Source organism: Longicatena caecimuris, from assembly GCF_018406465.1.
GTDB classification, from domain to species: domain Bacteria; phylum Bacillota_I; class Bacilli_A; order Erysipelotrichales; family Erysipelotrichaceae; genus Longicatena; species Longicatena caecimuris.
This window is the reverse complement of the sequence record NZ_AP024510.1, coordinates 1,967,647-1,988,625: the sequence shown is the minus strand read 5'-3', so window position 1 is coordinate 1,988,625 and position 20,979 is coordinate 1,967,647. Positions and strand designations below refer to the sequence as shown.

The 20,979-nt window shown below is 39.2% G+C and carries 18 protein-coding genes; 15 read left to right on the top strand and 3 right to left on the bottom strand.

What is annotated here, in order from left to right; translation table 11 throughout:
* Positions 1 to 285 precede the first annotated feature (285 nt).
* Entirely contained in the window at positions 286 to 1,185 is a 900-nt protein-coding gene (locus KJS44_RS09370) for a cation diffusion facilitator family transporter (protein WP_008687644.1), read from the top strand.
* A gap of 281 nt (positions 1,186 to 1,466) precedes the next feature.
* On the opposite strand, the gene KJS44_RS09365 is transcribed toward KJS44_RS09370, so the two are convergent.
* Positions 1,467 to 2,981 (bottom strand): 4Fe-4S dicluster domain-containing protein, encoded by a 1,515-nt coding sequence (locus KJS44_RS09365; protein ID WP_008687646.1) that lies wholly within the window; start codon positions 2,979 to 2,981, stop codon positions 1,467 to 1,469.
* A 211-nt stretch (positions 2,982 to 3,192) separates the two neighbouring features.
* On the opposite strand from KJS44_RS09365, the gene KJS44_RS09360 reads away from it, so the two are divergent.
* The 4 genes from KJS44_RS09360 to KJS44_RS09345 all read left to right on the top strand — a co-directional run bounded on the left by KJS44_RS09360 (position 3,193) and on the right by KJS44_RS09345 (position 6,769).
* Positions 3,193 to 4,563, top strand: coding sequence for an aldehyde dehydrogenase (locus tag KJS44_RS09360; RefSeq protein ID WP_008687648.1), 1,371 nt, complete (start codon positions 3,193 to 3,195; stop codon positions 4,561 to 4,563).
* Entirely contained in the window at positions 4,560 to 5,348 is a 789-nt protein-coding gene (locus KJS44_RS09355) for a polysaccharide deacetylase family protein (RefSeq protein ID WP_008687650.1), read from the top strand. Before KJS44_RS09360 ends, KJS44_RS09355 begins: the two co-directional genes overlap by 4 nt.
* A 235-nt stretch (positions 5,349 to 5,583) precedes the next feature.
* Positions 5,584 to 5,976: a hypothetical protein gene (locus KJS44_RS09350; protein ID WP_128125080.1), complete on the top strand. Its 393-nt coding sequence runs from the start codon at positions 5,584 to 5,586 to the stop codon at positions 5,974 to 5,976.
* A gap of 151 nt (positions 5,977 to 6,127) precedes the next feature.
* Positions 6,128 to 6,769: an HAD family hydrolase gene (locus KJS44_RS09345; RefSeq protein ID WP_008687654.1), complete on the top strand. Its 642-nt coding sequence runs from the start codon at positions 6,128 to 6,130 to the stop codon at positions 6,767 to 6,769.
* 41 nt (positions 6,770 to 6,810) lie between these two features.
* Here KJS44_RS09345 and KJS44_RS09340 read toward each other — a convergent pair whose 3' ends face one another.
* Together KJS44_RS09340 and KJS44_RS09335 are read right to left on the bottom strand one after the other, a co-directional pair.
* The gene (locus KJS44_RS09340) at positions 6,811 to 7,596 is read right to left on the bottom strand and encodes a YdcF family protein (RefSeq protein WP_008687656.1); all 786 of its coding nucleotides are present in this window, start codon (positions 7,594 to 7,596) and stop codon (positions 6,811 to 6,813) included.
* A gap of 12 nt (positions 7,597 to 7,608) precedes the next feature.
* Complete coding sequence (locus tag KJS44_RS09335) at positions 7,609 to 9,933, bottom strand: ATP-dependent DNA helicase (protein ID WP_008687658.1); 2,325 nt, start codon at positions 9,931 to 9,933, stop codon at positions 7,609 to 7,611.
* A 164-nt stretch (positions 9,934 to 10,097) separates the two neighbouring features.
* On the opposite strand from KJS44_RS09335, the gene KJS44_RS09330 reads away from it, so the two are divergent.
* From KJS44_RS09330 to KJS44_RS09285, 10 genes are all read left to right on the top strand, one after another.
* Positions 10,098 to 11,042 carry an RluA family pseudouridine synthase gene (locus KJS44_RS09330; protein ID WP_008687662.1) on the top strand — a complete coding sequence of 315 codons (945 nt, stop codon included), beginning with the start codon at positions 10,098 to 10,100 and terminating at the stop codon, positions 11,040 to 11,042.
* Between the two features lie 183 nt (positions 11,043 to 11,225).
* Positions 11,226 to 12,500: a cation:proton antiporter gene (locus KJS44_RS09325; protein WP_008687665.1), complete on the top strand. Its 1,275-nt coding sequence runs from the start codon at positions 11,226 to 11,228 to the stop codon at positions 12,498 to 12,500.
* A gap of 206 nt (positions 12,501 to 12,706) precedes the next feature.
* Positions 12,707 to 13,018 (top strand): hypothetical protein, encoded by a 312-nt coding sequence (locus KJS44_RS09320; protein WP_008687666.1) that lies wholly within the window; start codon positions 12,707 to 12,709, stop codon positions 13,016 to 13,018.
* Between the two features lie 29 nt (positions 13,019 to 13,047).
* Entirely contained in the window at positions 13,048 to 14,085 is a 1,038-nt protein-coding gene (locus KJS44_RS09315; protein ID WP_008687668.1) for a V0D/AC39 family V-type ATPase subunit, read from the top strand.
* A gap of 13 nt (positions 14,086 to 14,098) precedes the next feature.
* Positions 14,099 to 16,018 (top strand): V-type ATP synthase subunit I, encoded by a 1,920-nt coding sequence (locus tag KJS44_RS09310; protein ID WP_008687670.1) that lies wholly within the window; start codon positions 14,099 to 14,101, stop codon positions 16,016 to 16,018.
* A 13-nt stretch (positions 16,019 to 16,031) separates the two neighbouring features.
* The gene (locus KJS44_RS09305; protein ID WP_008687672.1) at positions 16,032 to 16,475 is read left to right on the top strand and encodes an ATP synthase subunit C; all 444 of its coding nucleotides are present in this window, start codon (positions 16,032 to 16,034) and stop codon (positions 16,473 to 16,475) included.
* A gap of 339 nt (positions 16,476 to 16,814) precedes the next feature.
* Entirely contained in the window at positions 16,815 to 17,123 is a 309-nt protein-coding gene (locus KJS44_RS09300; protein WP_008687674.1) for a V-type ATP synthase subunit F, read from the top strand.
* Positions 17,124 to 17,134: 11 nt separating this feature from the next.
* Positions 17,135 to 17,731, top strand: a complete 597-nt coding sequence (locus tag KJS44_RS09295; RefSeq protein ID WP_008687677.1) for a V-type ATP synthase subunit E — start codon at positions 17,135 to 17,137, stop codon at positions 17,729 to 17,731.
* A 37-nt stretch (positions 17,732 to 17,768) separates the two neighbouring features.
* Positions 17,769 to 19,520 (top strand): V-type ATP synthase subunit A, encoded by a 1,752-nt coding sequence (locus KJS44_RS09290; RefSeq protein ID WP_008687679.1) that lies wholly within the window; start codon positions 17,769 to 17,771, stop codon positions 19,518 to 19,520.
* Positions 19,521 to 19,536: 16 nt separating this feature from the next.
* On the top strand, positions 19,537 to 20,979 hold the full coding sequence (locus KJS44_RS09285; protein WP_213540029.1) for a V-type ATP synthase subunit B: 1,443 nt from the start codon (positions 19,537 to 19,539) through the stop codon (positions 20,977 to 20,979).

The window sequence follows — 20,979 nt, the reverse complement described above, 5'->3', positions numbered from 1 at the left end:
AAACATACGACGAAACAAAATATGAAACCCGGGCCTTTTGTAAAATAATTCAAAAAAGGATAAGGGCAGAGAATACATGTGTGTTTTTGTAATGCGTGAATACAATCATAAGCCATCTAAGGATGATATTTGCTAATGTATATTCATAAAAATTCAAGAAGAAGTCTGAAAGCTATTACGATACACGCAATTAGTTTTTAGACTTTTTCTTGTTTCAATATAAGAAAAAACGATTCTTGTACCTTATCCGTGTTTTTCATTTACGAAAAAGGCGGGTTGATGATAATGAATAAAAAAATGAAAACAGAGAAACAAATGATGAAACTGCCTGTTTATGCAGGTATCTTATTTTCGGTATTAGAAATCATGATGGCATTGTATGCCAATTCACAGGCAGTGTTGATGGATAGTATTTATGATTTTGCAGAGGCGATTGTCCTTGGCTTAATTATCTTTTTAATTCCTTTATTTTATAAACCGGTCAGTGAACGGAAACCATTTGGCTATGCTCAAGTTGAAAGCTTACTGATTCTTGGGAAAGGTTTACTGTTGATTGCTGTTACAATTGGATTGATCTTAGCGAATGTGCAAATGCTATTACATGGTGGAAACACGATCGATCAGCAATTGATTGGATATTTCGAATTTGGATTGGCAATGATCAGTGCCATTGTGTTATGGCTTTTAACACGTATGCATAAACAAGTGCAGGCACCTTTAGTAGAAGCCGAAATCCTTGGCTGGAAATTGGATGTTTTTAGCAGTATTGGTGTCGGATTGGCTTTTTTCCTTGGCTCCTTATTGGACAACTCACCACTTTACTGGCTTTCCCCTTATATAGATCAGATCATTGCCATTATTATTGCGCTGATCATGTTACCGCAGCCTTTCCATCTGATTCAAGAATCATTAAAGAATCTTGTTTTATTTGCTCCTGAAGAAGAGGTCATGGAAGAAATCAAACAGTGTGCTCAAGAGTTGTTTGATGATTATGCATATGAAATTACATTTTATGATGTTATTCAGACAGGACGTAAATTGTGGATTGAAATTTATATTCGCTCGCATTCCAATATGTTGAATGTGGCGCAATTGGAACAGCTAAAGCTACGCATCGAAAAGGGGTTGCATGATCGCTATGAAGGGGTAGATGTACAAATATCTCCGGATTTGATCATAAAATAAAACGCATTAACGATAGTCATATGGAATACAAGTGATCGATTTACGCGGTTAGATACAGTTAAGAGGATATGATGTAAATAAAGAAAATACGATTTTCTTAGGATAGTGCTATAACGCCTATCGAAAATCGTATTTATTTTTATTTGGTAATGTTATCTATGGGTTCATGTACTCTTATATGTGATCTACACGCATATGTCGTTACCTTATAAATAAAGAGGTGTTTCTTATTCTTCACCTCTTTGTTCCATAAGGTTGTATATGCAAATGTTTTTATCACATTATTCTTTTGTGATCAATGCTAAGTTCTCCAGATACTCACTTTCAAAAGCAAGCTTCTTTTCAGCTTCATTCGTATATTTCTTTACCAATGCGCTGGATTTCATTACAGGCTGTAAAGTTCCCGCACCAGCAACACAACCGCCGGGACATGCCATTCCTTCTAACAGGTAGCCATTGCGTTTACCGGCTTTTGCCATCATGAGCATCGTTTTACAATTCTTTAAACCTTCAGCCGAATCAATTAATACTTCTTTATCCGGATGTTCTTTTTGAATACATTGTTTCACCGCATTGGCAACACCGCCGCTAACGGCAAAGCCACGTCCATTCGCAGTTCCTTCGGCAAATGGCTCATCTACCATGGCTTGTTCTAAAACAATGCCTTTGGCTTCAAACATACCCATGACTTCTTCAAAGGTTAAGACAAAATCGATATCACTGCGTACACTTTTGCGACTGGCTTCTAGTTTCTTGGCAGCACAAGGGCCGATAAAAACGACTTTTGCATCCGGTTTTTGCTTTTTAATCAAACGACCGGTTAAGACCATCGGCGTTAAGGCCATAGAAATATAAGGCTTAAAATCAGGGAAAAGCTTTTTCGCCATGACTGACCAGGCAGGGCAACAGGATGTTGCCATAAATGGCTGTTGTTCAGGCACTTTGTTTAAGAAGTCTTCAGCCTCTTCAACCGTACATAAATCGGCGCCGATGGCTACTTCTACAACATCCGCAAAACCCAACGCTTTTAAGGCCCCTTTTACTTTTTCAGGTGTCACGCTTGCCCCAAATTGTCCAACAAAGGCCGGGGCAATTGCCGCAATAACCTCTTTTCCGCTTTTCATCGCATGAATCGTCTGAAAGATCTGTCCTTTATCAACAATCGCGCCAAATGGGCAATTGACTAAACACATACCGCAAGAAACACATTTCTCATGATCAATTTCAGCTCTTCCGAATTCATCACTTTTTATGGCATCCATGCCACAACTTCTGGCACAAGGACGTTCCAACTTGTTAATAGCACCATAAGGACATACATCCATACAGCGGCCGCATTTGATACATTTATCCTGATCAATGACAGATTTACCATTAATAATACTGATGGCATCTTTCGGACAAACTTCTTTACAAGGATGTGCTAAACACCCTTGACAGGTATCCGTGACAACAATCTGCTTTTCCGGGCAGGCATTGCAGGCAAATTTAATGATGTTGATCAAAGGATCATCATAATATTTCTCAGCGATCGCACTTTCTTCAATACCATCGCTTAAGGGTGCATGCTCATCCATTTTACGTAATGGCAACCCAATTCCTAAGCGCAGACGTTCCCCAACAATGGCACGTTCTAAAAAGATACTTTCTCGATACTTTGCTTGTTCTCCTGGTAAGATCTTAAAAGGAAGCTTTTCAATTTCAGTGGCATAATCTCCACCTTCATATGCCAATCGGGCAATTTCAGTGAAGACCTTTCTTCGTATATCCGTTACCGAATTATAAATACCTCTCATTATGTATCACCTCGTCTCCATTATACTGTATTTACCAGTATTTGTAAGTATAATTTCAGAATTTCAACCCTTTTACTTGTCGTTATGCAGGAATTGCATTATCATGATAAGGATGAAATAAAAGAAAGATAGAAATCATTAAACGAAAAATGTAAATCAACATCGTAACGTAATACAAGGCTTATGGAAAAAGCTTGAGAAAGGAAACCCTATGGAAATCAAAGAACTAGTACAGCGGCAAAGAGCATATTATCAAAAAGGAAATACGCGCTCTTTGATAAAACGTAAACAGGCATTACAGCGGCTGCAGGCATGTATCAAAAGAAATGAAACGGCTATTCATGAAGCTTTGTATGAAGATTTGCATAAGGCAACAATGGAATCTTATATGAGTGAAACCGGAATGGTGTTGGCAGAATTACGCATGCAACTGCGACATTTTGAACAATGGGCAAAACCTAAAAAAGTGCGTACACCTCTTGCCCAATTTCCCGCTAAAAGCTTTCAATCTGCAGAACCTTATGGAGTAGTGTTGATCATGGCACCTTGGAATTATCCTTTTCAATTATGTATGGAACCATTGATTGGGGCATTGGCTGCTGGTAATACGGTGATCTTAAAGCCCAGCGCATATGCCAAAGCGTGTAGTGCAGTCTTGGCGAAGATCCTAAGGGAATGCTTTGAAGAGGAGTATGTTGCCGTTGTAGAAGGTGGCCGCAAGGAAAATAATGAACTATTGGAACAACGGTTTGATTACATCTTTTTTACTGGCGGAGTAACGGTTGGTAAAATGGTGATGGAGAAAGCTAGTCGATATCTTACACCAATCACATTAGAATTAGGAGGGAAAAGTCCTTGTATCGTTGATGAAAGTGCAGATTTACGCATCGCCGCACGTCGTATTGCCTTTGGCAAATTTCTTAATGCCGGGCAAACCTGTGTAGCCGTTGATCATGTGTTTGTACATTCTTCGATACGTCAAGCTTTTCTTGCCTATTTGCAACAGGAATTGCAATCTTTCTTCGGTGAGGATGTATTAGCCAATCCCCATTATCCAGCAATTATCAATAAAAAACATTTTACGCGTCTACGCCAGCTTATGCAGAGTGGTGATATATGTATTGGTGGGCAGTTGCGGGAAGAAACCTTACAGATTGCACCGACTGTGTTAGAAAATGTTTCCTTGACTTCTGCTATCATGCAGGAAGAAATTTTTGGACCGCTTTTGCCAATTTTACCTTATGATGATCTTGATGAGGTCATAACGTTCATACAAGCACAAGAACGTCCGCTGGCTTTGTATTTATTCACGAGCAGAAAAGCAGTAGAACAGCGCATTTTGCATACGTTGAGCTTTGGCGGCGGTTGTATCAATGATACCATTATTCATCTGGCAACCAGTCAGATGGGCTTTGGCGGTGTAGGACAAAGTGGGATGGGGAGTTATCATGGATATGAATCCTTTAAAACATTTTCTCATTTCCGCAGTATCGTAAAAAAGGCGACATGGTTAGATCTTCCTATGCGCTATCACCCATATACGAAAACGAAAGAAACGATCGTGAGGATGTTTTTACGATGAAAATGAGAAGAAAAACCATGCTAGTCGTGATGACCCTTTTGCTTGCTTATGGTTTGCAGGTTGTGTATGTAAAAAGCTTGCCAAGTGAACAAATCACTATTTTAGGCTATCATCACATTGTCGAGGATAAGGATAAAGAAGCGTATTTTAAAGGAAATATGTGGGTGAATTCATTGTCTTCCTTTGAAGCACAGATGAAGTTGTTAAAGGAAAAGGGATATCATAGTGTTAGTTTACAGGATGTTTATGAATGGCGTATGGGACGAAAAGAGTTAGATGAAAAAAGCGTTGTCATCACTTTTGATGATGGATTTTATTCCTCGATTAAATATGCACAGCCAATTTTAGAAAAATATGGATTTCAGGGAAGTGTTTTTGTGATTGGCTCACAAATTGAGGCGAATCGCAGCGAATATAAACCCAATAAACGTCAGCATGCAACCTTAGCAGATATGCAACATGCAAAAAAGTTGTCTTTTTATGCGCATTCCTTTGATCTTCATCATAAGGATGGAGGCTTTCGTGTTCATCAATTGACGAAAGAAGCATTGCAAATAGATACGCAAAAAGAAGCATCGCTTGTATCAACAGAATTTTATGCTTATCCATATGGAAAATATAATCCTTTGATACAGGAGGTATTAAAACAACATGGTACGAAGTTGGCATTTGGATTTAACGAAAATAGAAAAGCCAGTAGACAGGATGATCCTTATGCATTACCAAGATTTAATGTGAATGCATATACGAAGCTGGATGTGTTTTATCAGATGGTTTCACAATAAGCAAAGAGAATACGTTATCGTGGGAAAGTTGATGTCTTTATTAAGAAAACATCAACTTTTTCCTATTCAGTTGAATGATATGCCTAGAAGCCCATGAGGGTGAATGCATATAGTGGATTGAGATGAAGGAAATCTCAGTGAAAAAGGAGGAACTAACTATATGTATCATGCAAACTGCAACAACTCCTGCAGCTGTAACAATTCATCGAACTGTAACCGCAATGGAGAAAGAATCATGGTAAATCAGTCAAATTGCAGCAATCATAATGTTCAAGAACGTTCTCGCTGCTCATGTGCAAACACGTATCGCCCAGGCTCTGGCTGTGGTAATTCGGGCAATCACAGCTGCGGCTGTCATAACAATTGTAACTGTGGCTGTCAGCGACCTTGTCCGCCACGTCCATGCCCACCAAGACCATGCCCACCACGCCCATGTCCACCTAGACCTTGTCCACCACGTCCATGCCCTCCACGCCCAAGTTGTGAAGACCGCTGCCGTGCACAATATCGCCAGTGTATGAGAAACTGTCGTATGCGTGAAGATGAGCAAGGTTTTGAACGTGGCTATGAAGAAGGCCAGTATGATACAGACATGATGAATGAAGATCGTTGGGAGTACGAAGACTAATCCATCCTATTGGCAATCCATCCAATTATCTTTTTGATGAGGACCTTTCTTAAAGAAAGGTTCTTTTCTCCTGTGGATTCAGCGTAATAACTTTTGCAAAAATACATAAGATAGTATATAATGATGAAAATTATACAGGAGGTGGATACAAATGCTGCATATGAAACATATTATTTGGGATTGGAATGGTACCTTATTGGATGATCTAGATGTCAGCATGGATGCATTAAACAGCATCTTAACGAAAGAACAATTGCCGCTTGTCCTGGATAAAGATGAATATCGTAAATACTTTCAGTTTCCTGTCATTGAATATTATAAAAAAGTTGGTTTCGACTTTGCCAAAACACCATTTCCCATCTTGGCACAACAATATATGGCATATTATCAGCCTCATTCTTTACAATGTTCCTTGCATACTGGGGTAGAAGAAACCTTGGAAAAAGCAGAACAAAAGGGTTATCGCCAATACTTGTTGAGCGCCAGTGATCTGCAGTTTCTAAAACAACAGCTTGCTGTTTATGACATTTCTAATTATTTTCAGGATATTCAAGGCTTAGATAACATTCATGCTCATTCCAAAGCAGAATTGGCGAAAGCCTTTGTAAAAGAACGCCAGTTAAATCCAAATGAAGTTGTATTTGTCGGTGACAGTGTACATGACAGTGAAGTGGCAAAATATGCCGGATGTCATTGTATCTTGATAGCGAATGGACATGAACACAGAGATAAGCTTACAAAGACAGGCCGACGTGTGGTTGGCAATATAAAGGAATTTGCTCAGTTATTATAGGATCAAAAAGGAAAGCGTTCGCTTTCCTTTTTATGACGATGTTAGCATCTTTTGATTATTGATAAGGTGATATCTTTAACAGAACCAAAAAATTCCCTAAAGTAAAAATTGGGTGCCAGATCAAGATCACTGCGAGCAGGGTAATTATGATAAGACAAACCTAAAGAAGTTGCGATGAAACCGGCACGAAACATATGGAAATCATTGGTGATGATGGAAGCACTTTTTATATGGTATTTCTTCATAAGCACTTTTGAGAAAGCTAAGTTTTCCTGTGTATTCATAGAAGCATCTTCCATTAAGATACGTGATTCTGCTACACCATGCTGAATCAGATACTGTTTCATGGCACTGGCTTCACTGCAAGTTTCCGCTTGCCCTTTGCCACCGCTTACTATCAGATAGGTATTTGGATATTCCTCAGCAAACTGGATACCTCGTTCCAAACGATAACGAAGTAAGCGAGAAATCGAAGAACCATGCAACTGCGCCCCTAAGATGATAGCAGCATCACCTTGTTGTTTATCCGTGTGCATACCTTGATAGAGGATGCAGGATTGTAATCCCAAAAATAGGATAATTATGATAGTAGTGCACAAGTATACTATGCGGCGTAAGGGGATAGGCAGATATGAAAAGATATGTTTTTTCCTTTTATAGGTCATCATTCCTATGATAAGTAACAACATCCCACCAAGTAAAAAGACCCAGGAAAAAACAATTTCATTGATACCATAAACAATGCATAAATAACTATAATACCCTATACATAAGCCACCTAATGCCATGCATACGAGCGAAAGAACAAAATGATTATTTGGTTTCATGAGATAATCTCCTTATTCCTGCCAAAAAGAGGATAGAACAGTATATACGCGTTGAGGCTCATTAATAATTTCATAATGCGCATACTGTATCGGTAATAAATTGCGATAAAACCGTGTGGTAAAACGTTCGTCAATGAAAGCGACCATCCCTTTATCAGAAAGGGAACGTATGACACGGCCGGCTGCTTGTAGAACTTTGTTCATACCGGGAAATTGATAGGCATAGGCATAGCCCATTTGATTAATTTCATCAAAATGCGCTTTGATCAGATCTAGCTGAGGATGAAGTTTGGGAAGACCGACACCGATGATGATAGCACCAATCAGACGATCACCTTTTAAATCAATGCCTTCCGCAAACATGCCACCTAATACACAAAAAGCGACATGCAAACCATCCATTTCTTCAAACTGCTTTAGATACGCTTGTTTTTGTTCATCATTCATATTGCCATCCTGTATGGAAATGGCAATATCCGGATATTGATTCGCAAATTCTTCGGCAATCTGTTGTAAATATGCATAACTTGGGCAAAAGACAATGTAATTACCGGCTTTTGCAAGCACACATGCGTGAATCATTTCCACTATGGCGATAAGACTATGACTGCGATTACGGTATTTTGTCGAAATGGCATTATTGATGATGACTTTGATCTGTTGTTTTGCAAAAGGTGAAGGCAAGGAAAGACGAGGAGTCTTTTCATCACCGCCTAAAAGCTCCAGATAATAATCAATAGGTGACAGCGTTGCTGAAAATAAGATTGTACTGCGTCCTTTTTTCATGATGTTTTGTAAAGGATGGCGGGGATTCATGCAAAATTGTTTGACGATGACATTATTTGCATCCTTTTGTATTAGGGTCACAAAATGCTCATCATAATAATCAGCGATACGGATATAAGCATTTACTGCGAAATAAACATCCTTGAGTTCATCATCGTGGCTTTCTTCATGCTCACTTTGCAGATAAGCATCACAATGCTCAGAAAAACTTTCTAACTTTTCCAGAAAAGGCAAACAGGGTTCTTCATCCGCAAAGAAATCACTATATTCACAACACTTTTTCAGCTTTGCAAATTCACTTAAGACAGCTTGCAGTGCCTTATGAAGCAACACCGCATCCTTAGGAATCTTTTTGCGTATGGAAAGAAACTGCTCTTTTTCCAAGACAGCACTATACATTTCGCGACCACGGTCAATCAGATTATGAGCTTCATCTACTAAAAAGATATAATTGCCTTTTTCCATAAAAAAACGTTTTAAATAGACATGAGGATCAAAAACATAATTATAATCACAGATAATCACATCTGCATACAGGCTGGCATCAAGACTCAATTCAAAAGGACAGATATCATGCTGCTTAGCCATATGTACAATCACTTCTTTATTCATGAAGTCTTCACCACTTAAAAGCTCATACAAAGCATTTTTATTTCGGTCATAATAGCCTTTGGCATAAGGACAAACTTTAGGGTCACAATTACGTTCTTCCAGTAAACAGATTTTATCTTTAGCCGTAATGCAGACCGTTTTAAACGATACATCTTGCTTTTGTAATAACGCAATTGTATCATAGGCAACACTTGCCGTGATGTTTTTCGCACAGAGATAAAAAAGCTTTTCGGCCTTTCCTTCTCCAATGGCTTTTAAAGAGGGGAATATTGTAGAAATGGTTTTCCCTATACCGGTAGGAGCTTGAGCAAACAGATTTTGTTTATCTAAAATCGTTTTATATACAGCTACGGCAAACTGACGTTGTCCTTTGCGATAGGAAGTAAAAGGAAATGTTAGTTTTTTTAAGGTAGTGGAAGAAGCAATACGAATATTTTGGGAAAGACGTGCCCAGCGTAAATGTTGTTTTAGACAATCGAGGTAAAAGGCGGTCAACTGTTCCTGTGTTTTTACTTGTTGAAATGTGAAGATTTGTTTTGTTTCAATCTGATAATAGGTTAATTGAATGGTAAGCTGTTCACACGCATGTTGCATGGCATACAAGTAGCCATAACAATATGCCTGAGCCCAATGCACAAAACAAGAGTCATTTATTTCATCATGGGGAAGAGCAGTCGTCTTGATTTCTTCAATAGTGATACCATGTTCGTCCTTTAAAATGCCATCGGCTCTGCCATCAATCACAAAGGTCACATCTTCGATGATCGTCTCCTGTTTCAGATAAACTTCACTTTGATAATCACCTGTGGCCTGTGATTGCAACATGCGATGAATTCGACTGCCTAAATTCGCTCTTTCGACACTTTGACCACTATAGACTAAATCACCGCTTTGAAATAAAAACTCAACCAGTTCTCTGACTGAAAGACGATATTGCATACCTTCACATCCTTTTGTATAGTTCATTTTACTAGAAAAACGAAAATTTACAATGGAAAGTTGGAAATCGTCATGTATAATTAAGGAGTCTGTAAGTAATAAGATTTTTTCTTCGTACTTACTAGCAATGAGCCATCAGCATAGGGATACAAGGAGGAAGCAACATGCGTGAATTTATTATCCAAGAGGATGATGCCAACCAGCGTGTGGATAAATTTCTGCAAAAGACGTTGCCAGCATTGCCTAAAAGTTTGATGTATAAATATATAAGAAATAAGAAAATAAAAGTAAATCGAAAACGTTGCGAAATCGCGCAGCGTCTGCTGCCAGGAGATCACGTATTATGTTTTATTGCAGAAGAATTTTTTGAAACAGGAGAAGATTGCTCCTTTTTAAAGGTTAGCAGCGAATTGGATGTTCTTTATGAGGATGCAAATGTCATTTTAATGAAAAAACCGAGCGGCTTATTGACACATAAAGATAGCAATGAAATACAAGATAATCTGGCAGATCGCTTCTTACATTACTTATATAAGAAAGGACAGTATGATCCACAAACAAGACAAAGTTTTACACCGGCTCTATGTCATCGCTTAGATCGCAATACGGAAGGAATTGTCATAGGAGCGAAGACAGCGGAAGCATTGCGGCGTATGAATGCCTATATTCGCGAACATAAAGTTGAAAAACATTATGTATGTATTGTTGAAGGTGTTATGGAGCAAAAGACAGGGCATGTGGTACTTTGGCATAAAAAGGATGCAAAAAGCAACAAGGTTCATTTGTATGCCCATGAACAAAAGAACAGTCAACGCATAGAAACCAGCTATCGCACATTGCATCAAGGAAAGCGATATGCGTATGTGGAAGTGCAATTGCATACGGGAAAAAGTCATCAGATACGCGCGGTAATGGCATATCTTCATCATCCTTTATTTGGGGATGTGAAATATGGCGCCCAAAAGAATCAGCGTAAGGATTTTCAAGCATTATGCGCTTATAAAGTCCACTTTAATTTTGATGATGATCTTTTATCTGCCATTTCTCAACAAACCTTTACGCTTATCCATCACCATATCAAAGCACGCTATGAACTATTAGAACAATAAGGAAAAAACAATCACGAAAAGGAATGTTTTTTTGATGGATGCGCCTTTACAAATATGTAGACGCTTTCGATACGAACATACTTTTTTATACAAATACGCATAAGAGAAAAGATGTAAAAATATAACTTGCTTTTTCATTGTTGTAGTGTATAATATTCGGGTGGTAAAAAGAGGAGAATCGTTATGGAATCTTATGGATATTTATTAGATATTGCCTTAATTTTAATTTTTACCAAAGTATTGGGACTTGTGACAAAACGTATAGAGATGCCACAGGTTGTCGGTGCTTTGATGGCCGGTATCGTGTTGGGCCCAGGCTTTTTGAAAATTGTTCATGAATCGCAATTCATTGATCATATTGCTGAAATCGGTGTGATCGTCTTAATGTTTTCAGCCGGGTTGGAAACGGATATCAATGAACTTAAGAAAAGTGGCGGAAAGAGTTTTGTGATTGCCTTGATTGGTGTATTAATACCATTGATCGGCGGTTATTTACTGGCTTCTTTCTATAACAGTGGCGATAAAGCATTTTTGGAAAACATGTTTATCGGTGTTATCTTGACAGCAACTTCGGTATCCATCAGTGTGGAAACCTTAAAAGAAATGGGGAAATTATCAACACCTAGTGGAAATGCCATCCTAGGAGCTGCTTTGATTGATGACGTATTAGGAATTATCGCGTTGACCTTAATTACTGGTATGGCAGATACATCTGTTGATTTAACGACAGTCATGATTAAAATTGTTGCTTTCTTTGCGGTCAGCATGGTGATTGGTTTAGCAGCTCATAAACTGATTGAAAAATGGTTTGATCGTTATGAAAAAGTACACCGTCGTTTTTCTATCCTATCTTTTGCTTTCTGCTTATTGTTTGCTTACTGCGCAGAAGAATTCTTCGGTGTCGCTGATATCACGGGAGCCTTTATTGCCGGATTGATCATTTCCGGAACGAGTCGTTCTTCTTATGTGAAGATGCGTATAGAAACTTTAAGCTATCTGCTTATTTCACCGGTTTTCTTTGCTAGTATCGGTTTAAAATTTGTTCTGCCAGAGATGACGACAAGTATTTTAATTTTCTCTGTGCTATTATTAGTTATTTCTGTCCTCAGCAAGATTTTGGGATGTGGCCTTGGTGCAAAACTTTGTGGTTATCAGACAATTCAATCGGCTCGTATTGGTGTCGGTATGATTTCGCGTGGAGAAGTCGCCTTAATTGTTGCCAGCAAGGGGATGGCTGTTGGATTGATGAATGATCAATTCTTTGGTCCGATCATCATCATGGTTGTCTTTACGACAATTGTCACGCCAATCCTATTGAAATTTGTCTTTAAAGATCGTATCAATGATCCAGATGTTTATACGGATAGTGCATTGATTGAAGATTATAGTGAAGTTGAAAATAACGAACGAAAGAATATGGAAATTTTAGAACAAAAGAAAAAGCGCAGTGCTGCCTAATACAGCTTGTATCAGTTATCTGCTAAGGTGTCAAAAATCCTTTATATAAAGGGTTTTTGACCCTTTTTTTCATGCATGAACCAATTTTTAATTTCATTGTTGAAAAATACGAAAAAAAGGAATATACTTTGAAAATGATTTAGGAAAGATTCCTGTATCCTAAATCGCTGAAAGTGTTATAATAATAAAAAAGGAGGTGTCGTGTTTTGGAAGAGATTATCAGAGAAATCGTTGACGCTGACAAACAGGCAAGAAGACGAGTAAAAGAAAAGCAACAGGAACGTCTGAATATCCAAAATTTGATACAACAGCAAGATGATGAAATCAAATCGCGGTATCAACAGGAAACAAAAGCATTGTTGGAAGCGAAACAGGCAGAACTGAATGCAGCTTTACAAAAAGAACAAGAGCAGGAAGAAAAAGCCTATCAAGATGCACTGCATAATCTGGAAGCGAAGTATGATGCCAGCAAAGAGGAGTGGGTGAACGAAATCATTCAACGGTGTCTGGCATCATAAATGTGATGCCGATAAGGAGGTGATGGTGAATGGAAATGGCAGCTGGTGTTATCGCCGCAAAAGCAAGAAGTATGCTTGGCGAACAGCTGAGCGCACAGGACTATGAAGAATTGCTGCACAAGCGCAGCGTTGCCGAAATAGCGGCCTACCTAAAAAATGGCACTTCCTATGCACATGCCCTAAAAGATGTACGCGAAAACAACATTCACCGTGGACAGCTGGAAGATCTTTTACGAAGAGAAAGCTTTCGCAAATCTATGAAACTGTATCGTTACAGTGAATCTAAGCAGCAGCAGTATTATAAGTTGCATATGCAACAGATAGAAATTGACTTATTGCTATCACGCATTCGTGTTTTGATTTCCCAGGCGTATGAAGATGCTATCGCAGAATTTCCCCTTTTCCTAAAAGCATATACTAGTTATGATTTGACGAAATTGGGGAATGTTCGCAGCTTTGATGAATTGCTGGAGGTTGTGAAAAAAACGATGTATTATGATGCCCTTGTCCCTTATCGGGTGAAAAAAGGACAGGAAAACGATATTGCCTATACGGACATCGAGACGACTTTGCATCAGAAGTATTATGCGCATGCAATGGATACGATTCACGATGTGTTAAAAGGAAAAAGCCGTAAACAATGCCATGATATGTTTGCCACTAAGGCAGAACTAGATAATCTGACAAAAATCTATCGTTTTAAAAAGTATTTTCAGGCAAGAGAGGATACCATACGGGATTCTTTAGTGCCATTGTATCATCGCATTTCCAAAGAGCGATTGGAAGAGCTTCTGGCAAGTCCCTTGCCATTATTTTTGAAGAAACTTAAGGAAGGCCCTTACCATCTGCATCTGGAAGATAAAGAAGATTTATATGTAGAATATTATACCCAGGCTTATCTTTATAAAATGGCAAAACGCAATGTGTATTTTGCTCAGGATGCGCCAACGGTATACAGCAGTTATCTCGTCGTTATGCAGCGAGAACTTGACAACATCATCAATATCATCGAAGGTGTTCGCTATCAGGTGAACAGCGAAGATATTGCATCGATGCTGGTGTATTAGAAAGGAGGATATCATGGCGATCGCAAAAATGAAACTCATCAACATTACGGCCGATAATGAGTATCTCAATGATGTCTTATTAAAATTTGTGGATTTGAACTATTTTCATCCGGAACCAGCCAGTAAATTTGTGGACAGTGTACATGGCTTAACAACATTGAGCGAGGAAAATCCTATCGCAGAAGTATTATCTCATGTACAAGAAATCGTCAACGAGATGCAATTGAATTTGCCGCAGCTGAGTATGAAAAGCCGTGACTATGATCTGGATAAGATGACTTCTTATGTAGATGGCATTTATCAGCGTTATCAGGATGGCGCACAGATTCGAGATGATCTGTTACACGTTATTCAGGAAAATAAGGACGCCTTAGTTCAGGTCAGAAATATTGAAAGTATTGATTTAAATTTGGATGATTTATTCGAGTGTGAGTATATAAAAATTCGCTTTGGCCGTTTGCCAATCGATAGTGTGGAAAAATTACAGTACTATCGTAACCGTCCATTTGTCTTTAAATCCTTCAATACAGATGACACCTATAGCTGGTGTTTATATATTACGACATCAAAATATGAAGGAGATGTCGATAACATTTTCTCTTCCTTATACTTCGAGCGTATCCGTATTCCGGAATTTGTTCATGGAACACCGGAACGAGCGAAGGAATCTTTGCAAGAGGAAATAGACAATGATTATAAACAGTTACAGCACGTAGAAGAAGTGCTGGCAAACTTAAAAAAGGAATGCAGTGAAAATATTGCTAAAATCGTAAGCGAATTAGCTTTTTTGAATCATACCTTTGAAGCACGTAAATATGTCGTTGGATTAGGAGAACGTTTCTCCATAACAGGTTTTATTGCAGAAGATGATGTACCAAAACTGAAAGCATCATTCTCAGAATTGAAGGAGGTGGAAATCGAAGTCAGACCTGCCCATAGCGACAAGCGACTCTCGCCTCCGACCAAATTAAAGAATGGGTGGTTTGCCAGGCCGTTCTCGATGTTTATAGAAATGTATGGCACGCCGGAGTATGAAGGCTTTGACCCAACACCAATCGTCGCTATTACCTATTCATTATTATTTGGTATGATGTTTGGAGATGTCGGTCAGGGACTTTGTGTTATCCTTGTTGGATGGTGGATGTATAAATATAAAAAGATGCAGTTAGGAGATGTCATGATTCGTATCGGTATCTTTTCTACCATCTTTGGCTTCGTCTTTGGTTCCGTCTTCGGTAATGAAACCATGTTGAACCCTCTCTATCATGCAATCTTAGGACTTACTGAGAAGCCTATAGAAGTTATGTCAAGTGAATTCATTTTGCCTTTATTGATCGTAGCGGTTGGCATTGGAGCTTTCTTGAATATGTTCTCAATCGTTTTAAATATCATTACGCATGCCAAAGATGATAATAAAGGGGAATGCCTGTTTTCTCAAAACGGAGTGGCAGGGCTTGTCTTCTATGGTGCTTTAGTAATTGGTGCCGGCTTTACAGCTGTTGGTATCAGCGTATTTTCACCACTGTATATCCTGCTGCTGATCGTTGTGCCACTTCTATTAATCTTTTTAAAAGAACCACTCATGCGCAAACTGGATGGTAAAAGCATGTTCCCGGAAAGCTTTGGGGCTTTCTTTATGGAAGGATTCTTTGAATTGTTTGAAATTTGTTTATCTTATATTACCAATACCATTTCCTATTTACGTGTTGGTGGATTCGTCTTATCCCACGCGGGCATGATGATGGCAGTTACCATGATCATGGAAATGGCTGGCGGTATCGGCGGATTAGCTGTTGGTATTTTTGGGAATATTCTAGTTATGTGTTTGGAAGGACTGATTGTCGGTATCCAGGTACTGCGATTAGAATTTTATGAAATGTTCTCCCGTTACTTTACGGGAAATGGAATCGTGTTTAAAACACTGAACGATTAGGAGGAAATTTATTATGTTAAACGCATTTGAATTATTGTTGCCACTGATTTTGATCGTATTGATCTCTTTACCTTTGGTGAATGTATTTCGTGGAAAAAAGAGCGCATCAGTGGCCAAACGCCGCATGATTACGCATGTATGTTTCTTCTTTGCCATTCTGCTTGGAACAGTATTCTTTGCTGCTTCTAAGGCATATGCTGCGACACAGGATGATATTGCATTGAAGATGGCTGGCTCCATCGGTCAGGGTCTGGGCTTTATGGCAGCTGCTTTATCTACCGGACTTTCAGCATTAGGGGCTGGTATCGCCGTAGCTGCTGCAGCACCAGCTGCCATTGGTGCTTTCTCAGAAAATGAAAAGAACTTTGGTAAATCAATGATCTTTGTTGCCATGGGTGAAGGTGTTGCTATCTATGGTTTGTTGATTTCTATTATTATGATCTTCATGAAATTATAAATCTTGATGAAATTATAAATCATGATGAAATTCTAAATCTTGATAAATTATAAATCTTGATAAATTATAAATCTTGATGAAGTTCTAAATCATAATGAAGTTCTAAATCATAATGAAGTTCTAAATCATAATGAAGTTCTAAATCATGGTGAAATTCTATACATGAAGAAATTCTAAATCATGATGATATTCTAAACTTATTTATACTGCCTTCACAATGCCTTTTCATATATAAAAGGAAGATGATTTCATCTTGTACCATATAGGATGAGACTACTTGTATTGTTGATGTAGGTCGTATAGAAAGTAATAAACAGCTGTAAGGAAAGGAGCTTTCCTATGAAATTTTACTTGCTCAGTGATAATATTGATACACAGATGGGATTGCGTCTGGCTGGTATTGAGGGTGTTGTTGTACATGAGCGCCATGAGGTGCTACAGGCTTTGGAAACAGCCATGCATATGGAAGATGTGGCCATTGTTTTAATGACAACCAAACTGATTCAGACATGTCCCGAAGTAATCTCTGAGTTGAAACTAAAACAAAAGAAACCGCTGATTGTTGAGATACCGGATCGTCATGGCTCCGCCAAAATTGGCGAAACAATTGATGGCTATGTATCCGAGGCAATCGGTGTGAAACTATGAGGTGTTGAGTGATGCTTGATGAAAAAATGAAACTGGAAGAATATTTTAAAGAAGAGATACAACGAGTCAGCGACATCCAGATCAGCGGTATTGAACGTGAAATCGAACAAATTCGCAAAAAGACAATCGCCTCTTTGGAACAAAGTGCCCAAACTGAGGCCGGTATGCTGAGAGAAACAGAATTGCGTGAAAAGCAAAGTGAGCATGCCATTGCTTTAAGCCGTTTGCATGAAGATACTAACCGTAAGCTGATGGCAAAGCGTAAAGAGCTGAATGAGGCTGTTTTTGATGAGGTAAAACAACGTATGCTTGCTTATTGTGAAAGTGAAGCATATAAAACAATGCTGTTGGATAAGCTTGATAAACTGGCAGAACATGCACAGGAGCATGCGGTTTTGCATATGGCGAAAAAAGATGAACGTTATCTGAAAATGTTATGTGAACGATATGGTCATGGGTGTGTCGGTGAAGTGGATGCCAGTATCAGCATTGGTGGATTCTTGCTTGCTTGTGAAGATAGCGGCATTGTCATTGATGAAACATTTGATACGGCAATTGAGGAACAACGCAGCTGGTTCTATACAAATTCAGGATTATTTATAAAATAACATGTGAATGTAAATTTCGCATGATCGAGGTGATAATGTGAGTGAAAATGTAATCTATTCCATCAACGGGCCAGTTGTAAAGGTGAAAGATTCAACCGATTTCTCTATGATGGAGAAGGTGTTCGTCGGTCATCAGCGTCTGATGGGAGAAGTAATATCCATCAGCCGTGAGGCTACGGTCATTCAGGTATATGAATCAACGACTGGATTGAAACCAGGAGAGCCGGTAGAACCTACCGGAAGTCCGATTTCAGTAACACTGGGACCGGGAATTTTAAGAAATATCTTTGATGGAATTGAACGTCCATTAAAGGAAATTGCCAAACAATCGGGTGCCTTTATCGCAACCGGAAGTGATGTGGCTAGCTTAGATGAAGAAGTTTTGTGGGATGTTACCATGAAGGTAAAGGTCGGTGATCATGTCATAGGCGGACAGATTTTTGCGACGGTGCCAGAAACGCCATTGATCGAACATCGCTGTATGATTCCGCCAACACTGGAAGGTGAGGTTATTGAAACAGTTTCGAATGGTCAATATAACATTTTGACATGTATTGCCAAAGTGGCAGATGCACAAGGAGAGGTACATGAGCTGACCTTATGTCAGAAATGGCCTATCAAAACGGCACGTCCAGTGAAACGACGTTTGCCAATCAGCGTACCGTTGATTACCGGTCAACGTATTTTTGATACCCTATTTCCAATCGCCAAAGGAGGAACAGCCGCAATTCCAGGCGGTTTCGGTACCGGAAAAACGATGACACAGCATCAATTGGCAAAATGGTGTGATGCGGATATCATTGTGTATGTCGGCTGTGGAGAACGTGGTAATGAGATGACGCAGGTTTTAGAGGAATTCTCGGAACTGATTGATCCAAAATCTAATCGTCCGCTGACCGATCGTACCGTCTTGATTGCCAATACGTCTAATATGCCAGTCGCTGCACGTGAAGCTAGCATTTATACGGGTTTGACTTTGGCAGAATATTATCGTGATATGGGATATCATGTTGCTATTATGGCCGACTCTACTTCACGATGGGCAGAGGCATTGCGTGAAATCAGTGGACGTTTGGAAGAAATGCCGGCTGAAGAAGGTTTCCCAGCTTATCTGCCATCTCGTATTTCGCAGTTCTATGAACGTGCGGGCTATATGGAAACTTTGAATGATGCGACCGGTAGTGTGTCTATCATTGGGGCAGTATCTCCTCAGGGTAATGACTTTAGTGAACCGGTAACCCAGAATACCAAGCGATTTGTTCGTTGTTTCTGGGCTTTGGATAAATCTTTAGCATATGCGCGTCACTATTTTGCTATTAACTGGAATGAAAGCTATTCTGAATATGTAACAGATTTGTCACGCTGGTACAATAAAAATGTTGATCCGCGTTTCTTACGTGACCGTCAGGAAATCATGTCGTTATTAGCAGAGGAAACAAAATTAATGGAAATCGTTAAGCTGATTGGTAGCGATGTTTTACCAGAAGATCAAAAACTGGTAATTGAAATCTGTAAGGTTATTCGAGTTGGCTATCTACAACAGAATGCCTTTCATCAAGATGATACGTATGTGCCTTTAGAAAAACAGTTAAAGATGATGGATACAATCTTGTATTTATATCGTCGTTGTAAAGAGGTAATTACGACCGGTAAACCACTGCGTCTGGTAATGCAGCTTGGTTTATTTGATAAAGTTACAAAGATGAAATATGATGTGCCGAATGACAATATAGCATTGTTGGATGAGTATCCGACGATGATTGATTCTGCCATCAGCACCATAGCGTGAAGGAGGTAAATGTACAATGAGTCTACAATATGTAGGATTGCATGAAGTCAATGGACCTCTGATTTTTCTGGATCATGTGTTAGATGCCAGCTATGAGGAAATGGTAGAAATCAAGTGCAGTGATGGAACAACGCGTTTAGGTAAGGTCGTTCAGCTTGAGGGCGACAAGGCAGCAATTCAGGTATTTGAAGGTACAAATGGTTTATCACTAAAAAATACACGAACGAAATTCACAGGGCGGCCAATGGAACTAGCCTTATCAAAAGAAATACTTGGCCGAACGTTCAATGGTAGTGGACAGCCAATTGATGGCTTGGGTGAAATTTATGCGGAAAAGAGTATGGATATCAATGGACAGCCATTGAATCCAGTATCTCGAGTATATCCGCGAAATTATATAAATACCGGTATCAGCAGTATTGATGCCTTGATGACCTTGATTCGTGGGCAAAAACTGCCAATCTTCTCCGGCTCCGGTATGCCACATAACGAATTGGCAGTACAACTTGTAAAACAAGCAAAGATATCAGATGGAGATGGTAAAAATTTCTGTATCGTGTTTGCGGCCATGGGGGTAAAAAATGATGTGGCAGATTACTTTAAGCGTTCGTTTGAAGAGGCTGGTGTCATGGAAAAGGTTGTCATGTTTGTCAATCTAGCAAACGACCCAATCATAGAACGTACGTTAACACCACGTTGCGCGTTAACTGCCGCAGAGTATTTGGCGTATGAGCATGACATGCAGGTATTGGTTATCTTAACGGATATCACATCGTATTGTGAGGCACTGCGTGAGTTCTCTAGCAGTAAGGGTGAAATCCCAGGACGGAAAGGTTATCCGGGTTATCTGTATTCTGACTTGGCTTCCTTATATGAAAGAGCAGGAATCATTAAGGATGCAAAAGGTTCTGTGACACAGATTCCTATTCTGACGATGCCCAATGATGATATTACGCATCCAATTCCCGATTTGACTGGTTATATTACAGAAGGGCAAATCGTGTTAGATCGTAATCTGAATCAAATGGGAGTATATCCACCAGTAGGTGTCTTACCGTCTTTAAGCCGTTTGATGAAGGATGGCATAGGTGAGGGTTATACGCGTAAAGATCATTCTGATGTATCAAATCAGTTGTTTGCAGCATATGCCAAGGTACAGGATGCGCGTAGTCTGGCATCCGTTATCGGTGAGGATGAGTTAAGTGATGCAGATAAACAGTATATGGTATTTGGAAATCTATTTGAACAGTATTTCTTGAATCAAGGTTTTGAGGATAATCGAAGTATTGAAACAACCTTGGATTTAGGTTGGGATCTGATTTCTGTCTTACCTAAAGCGGAACTAGATCGTGTAGATAACGAGGTGTTGGAGAAGTTTTATGATCACAAACGTGCTGTGAAACGTTTCGACATCAAAGAGGAACCAATTATCCGTGAACTGGCGAATGAGGGTGAGTAG

What these genes read in the sequence shown, in the direction of transcription:
- KJS44_RS09360 (WP_008687648.1), top strand. Translation starts at nt 3,193, where the DNA reads ATGGAAATCAAAGAACTAGTACAGCGGCAAAGAGCATATTATCAAAAA.
- KJS44_RS09325 (WP_008687665.1), top strand. Translation starts at nt 11,226, where the DNA reads ATGGAATCTTATGGATATTTATTAGATATTGCCTTAATTTTAATTTTT.
- KJS44_RS09305 (WP_008687672.1), top strand. Translation starts at nt 16,032, where the DNA reads ATGTTAAACGCATTTGAATTATTGTTGCCACTGATTTTGATCGTATTG.
- KJS44_RS09355 (WP_008687650.1), top strand. Translation starts at nt 4,560, where the DNA reads ATGAAAATGAGAAGAAAAACCATGCTAGTCGTGATGACCCTTTTGCTT.
- KJS44_RS09300 (WP_008687674.1), top strand. Translation starts at nt 16,815, where the DNA reads ATGAAATTTTACTTGCTCAGTGATAATATTGATACACAGATGGGATTG.
- KJS44_RS09340 (WP_008687656.1), bottom strand. Translation starts at nt 7,596, where the DNA reads ATGAAACCAAATAATCATTTTGTTCTTTCGCTCGTATGCATGGCATTA.
- KJS44_RS09345 (WP_008687654.1), top strand. Translation starts at nt 6,128, where the DNA reads ATGCTGCATATGAAACATATTATTTGGGATTGGAATGGTACCTTATTG.
- KJS44_RS09285 (WP_213540029.1), top strand. Translation starts at nt 19,537, where the DNA reads ATGAGTCTACAATATGTAGGATTGCATGAAGTCAATGGACCTCTGATT.
- KJS44_RS09335 (WP_008687658.1), bottom strand. Translation starts at nt 9,933, where the DNA reads ATGCAATATCGTCTTTCAGTCAGAGAACTGGTTGAGTTTTTATTTCAA.
- KJS44_RS09310 (WP_008687670.1), top strand. Translation starts at nt 14,099, where the DNA reads ATGGCGATCGCAAAAATGAAACTCATCAACATTACGGCCGATAATGAG.
- KJS44_RS09330 (WP_008687662.1), top strand. Translation starts at nt 10,098, where the DNA reads ATGCGTGAATTTATTATCCAAGAGGATGATGCCAACCAGCGTGTGGAT.
- KJS44_RS09295 (WP_008687677.1), top strand. Translation starts at nt 17,135, where the DNA reads ATGCTTGATGAAAAAATGAAACTGGAAGAATATTTTAAAGAAGAGATA.
- KJS44_RS09370 (WP_008687644.1), top strand. Translation starts at nt 286, where the DNA reads ATGAATAAAAAAATGAAAACAGAGAAACAAATGATGAAACTGCCTGTT.
- KJS44_RS09350 (WP_128125080.1), top strand. Translation starts at nt 5,584, where the DNA reads ATGGTAAATCAGTCAAATTGCAGCAATCATAATGTTCAAGAACGTTCT.
- KJS44_RS09365 (WP_008687646.1), bottom strand. Translation starts at nt 2,981, where the DNA reads ATGAGAGGTATTTATAATTCGGTAACGGATATACGAAGAAAGGTCTTC.
- KJS44_RS09315 (WP_008687668.1), top strand. Translation starts at nt 13,048, where the DNA reads ATGGAAATGGCAGCTGGTGTTATCGCCGCAAAAGCAAGAAGTATGCTT.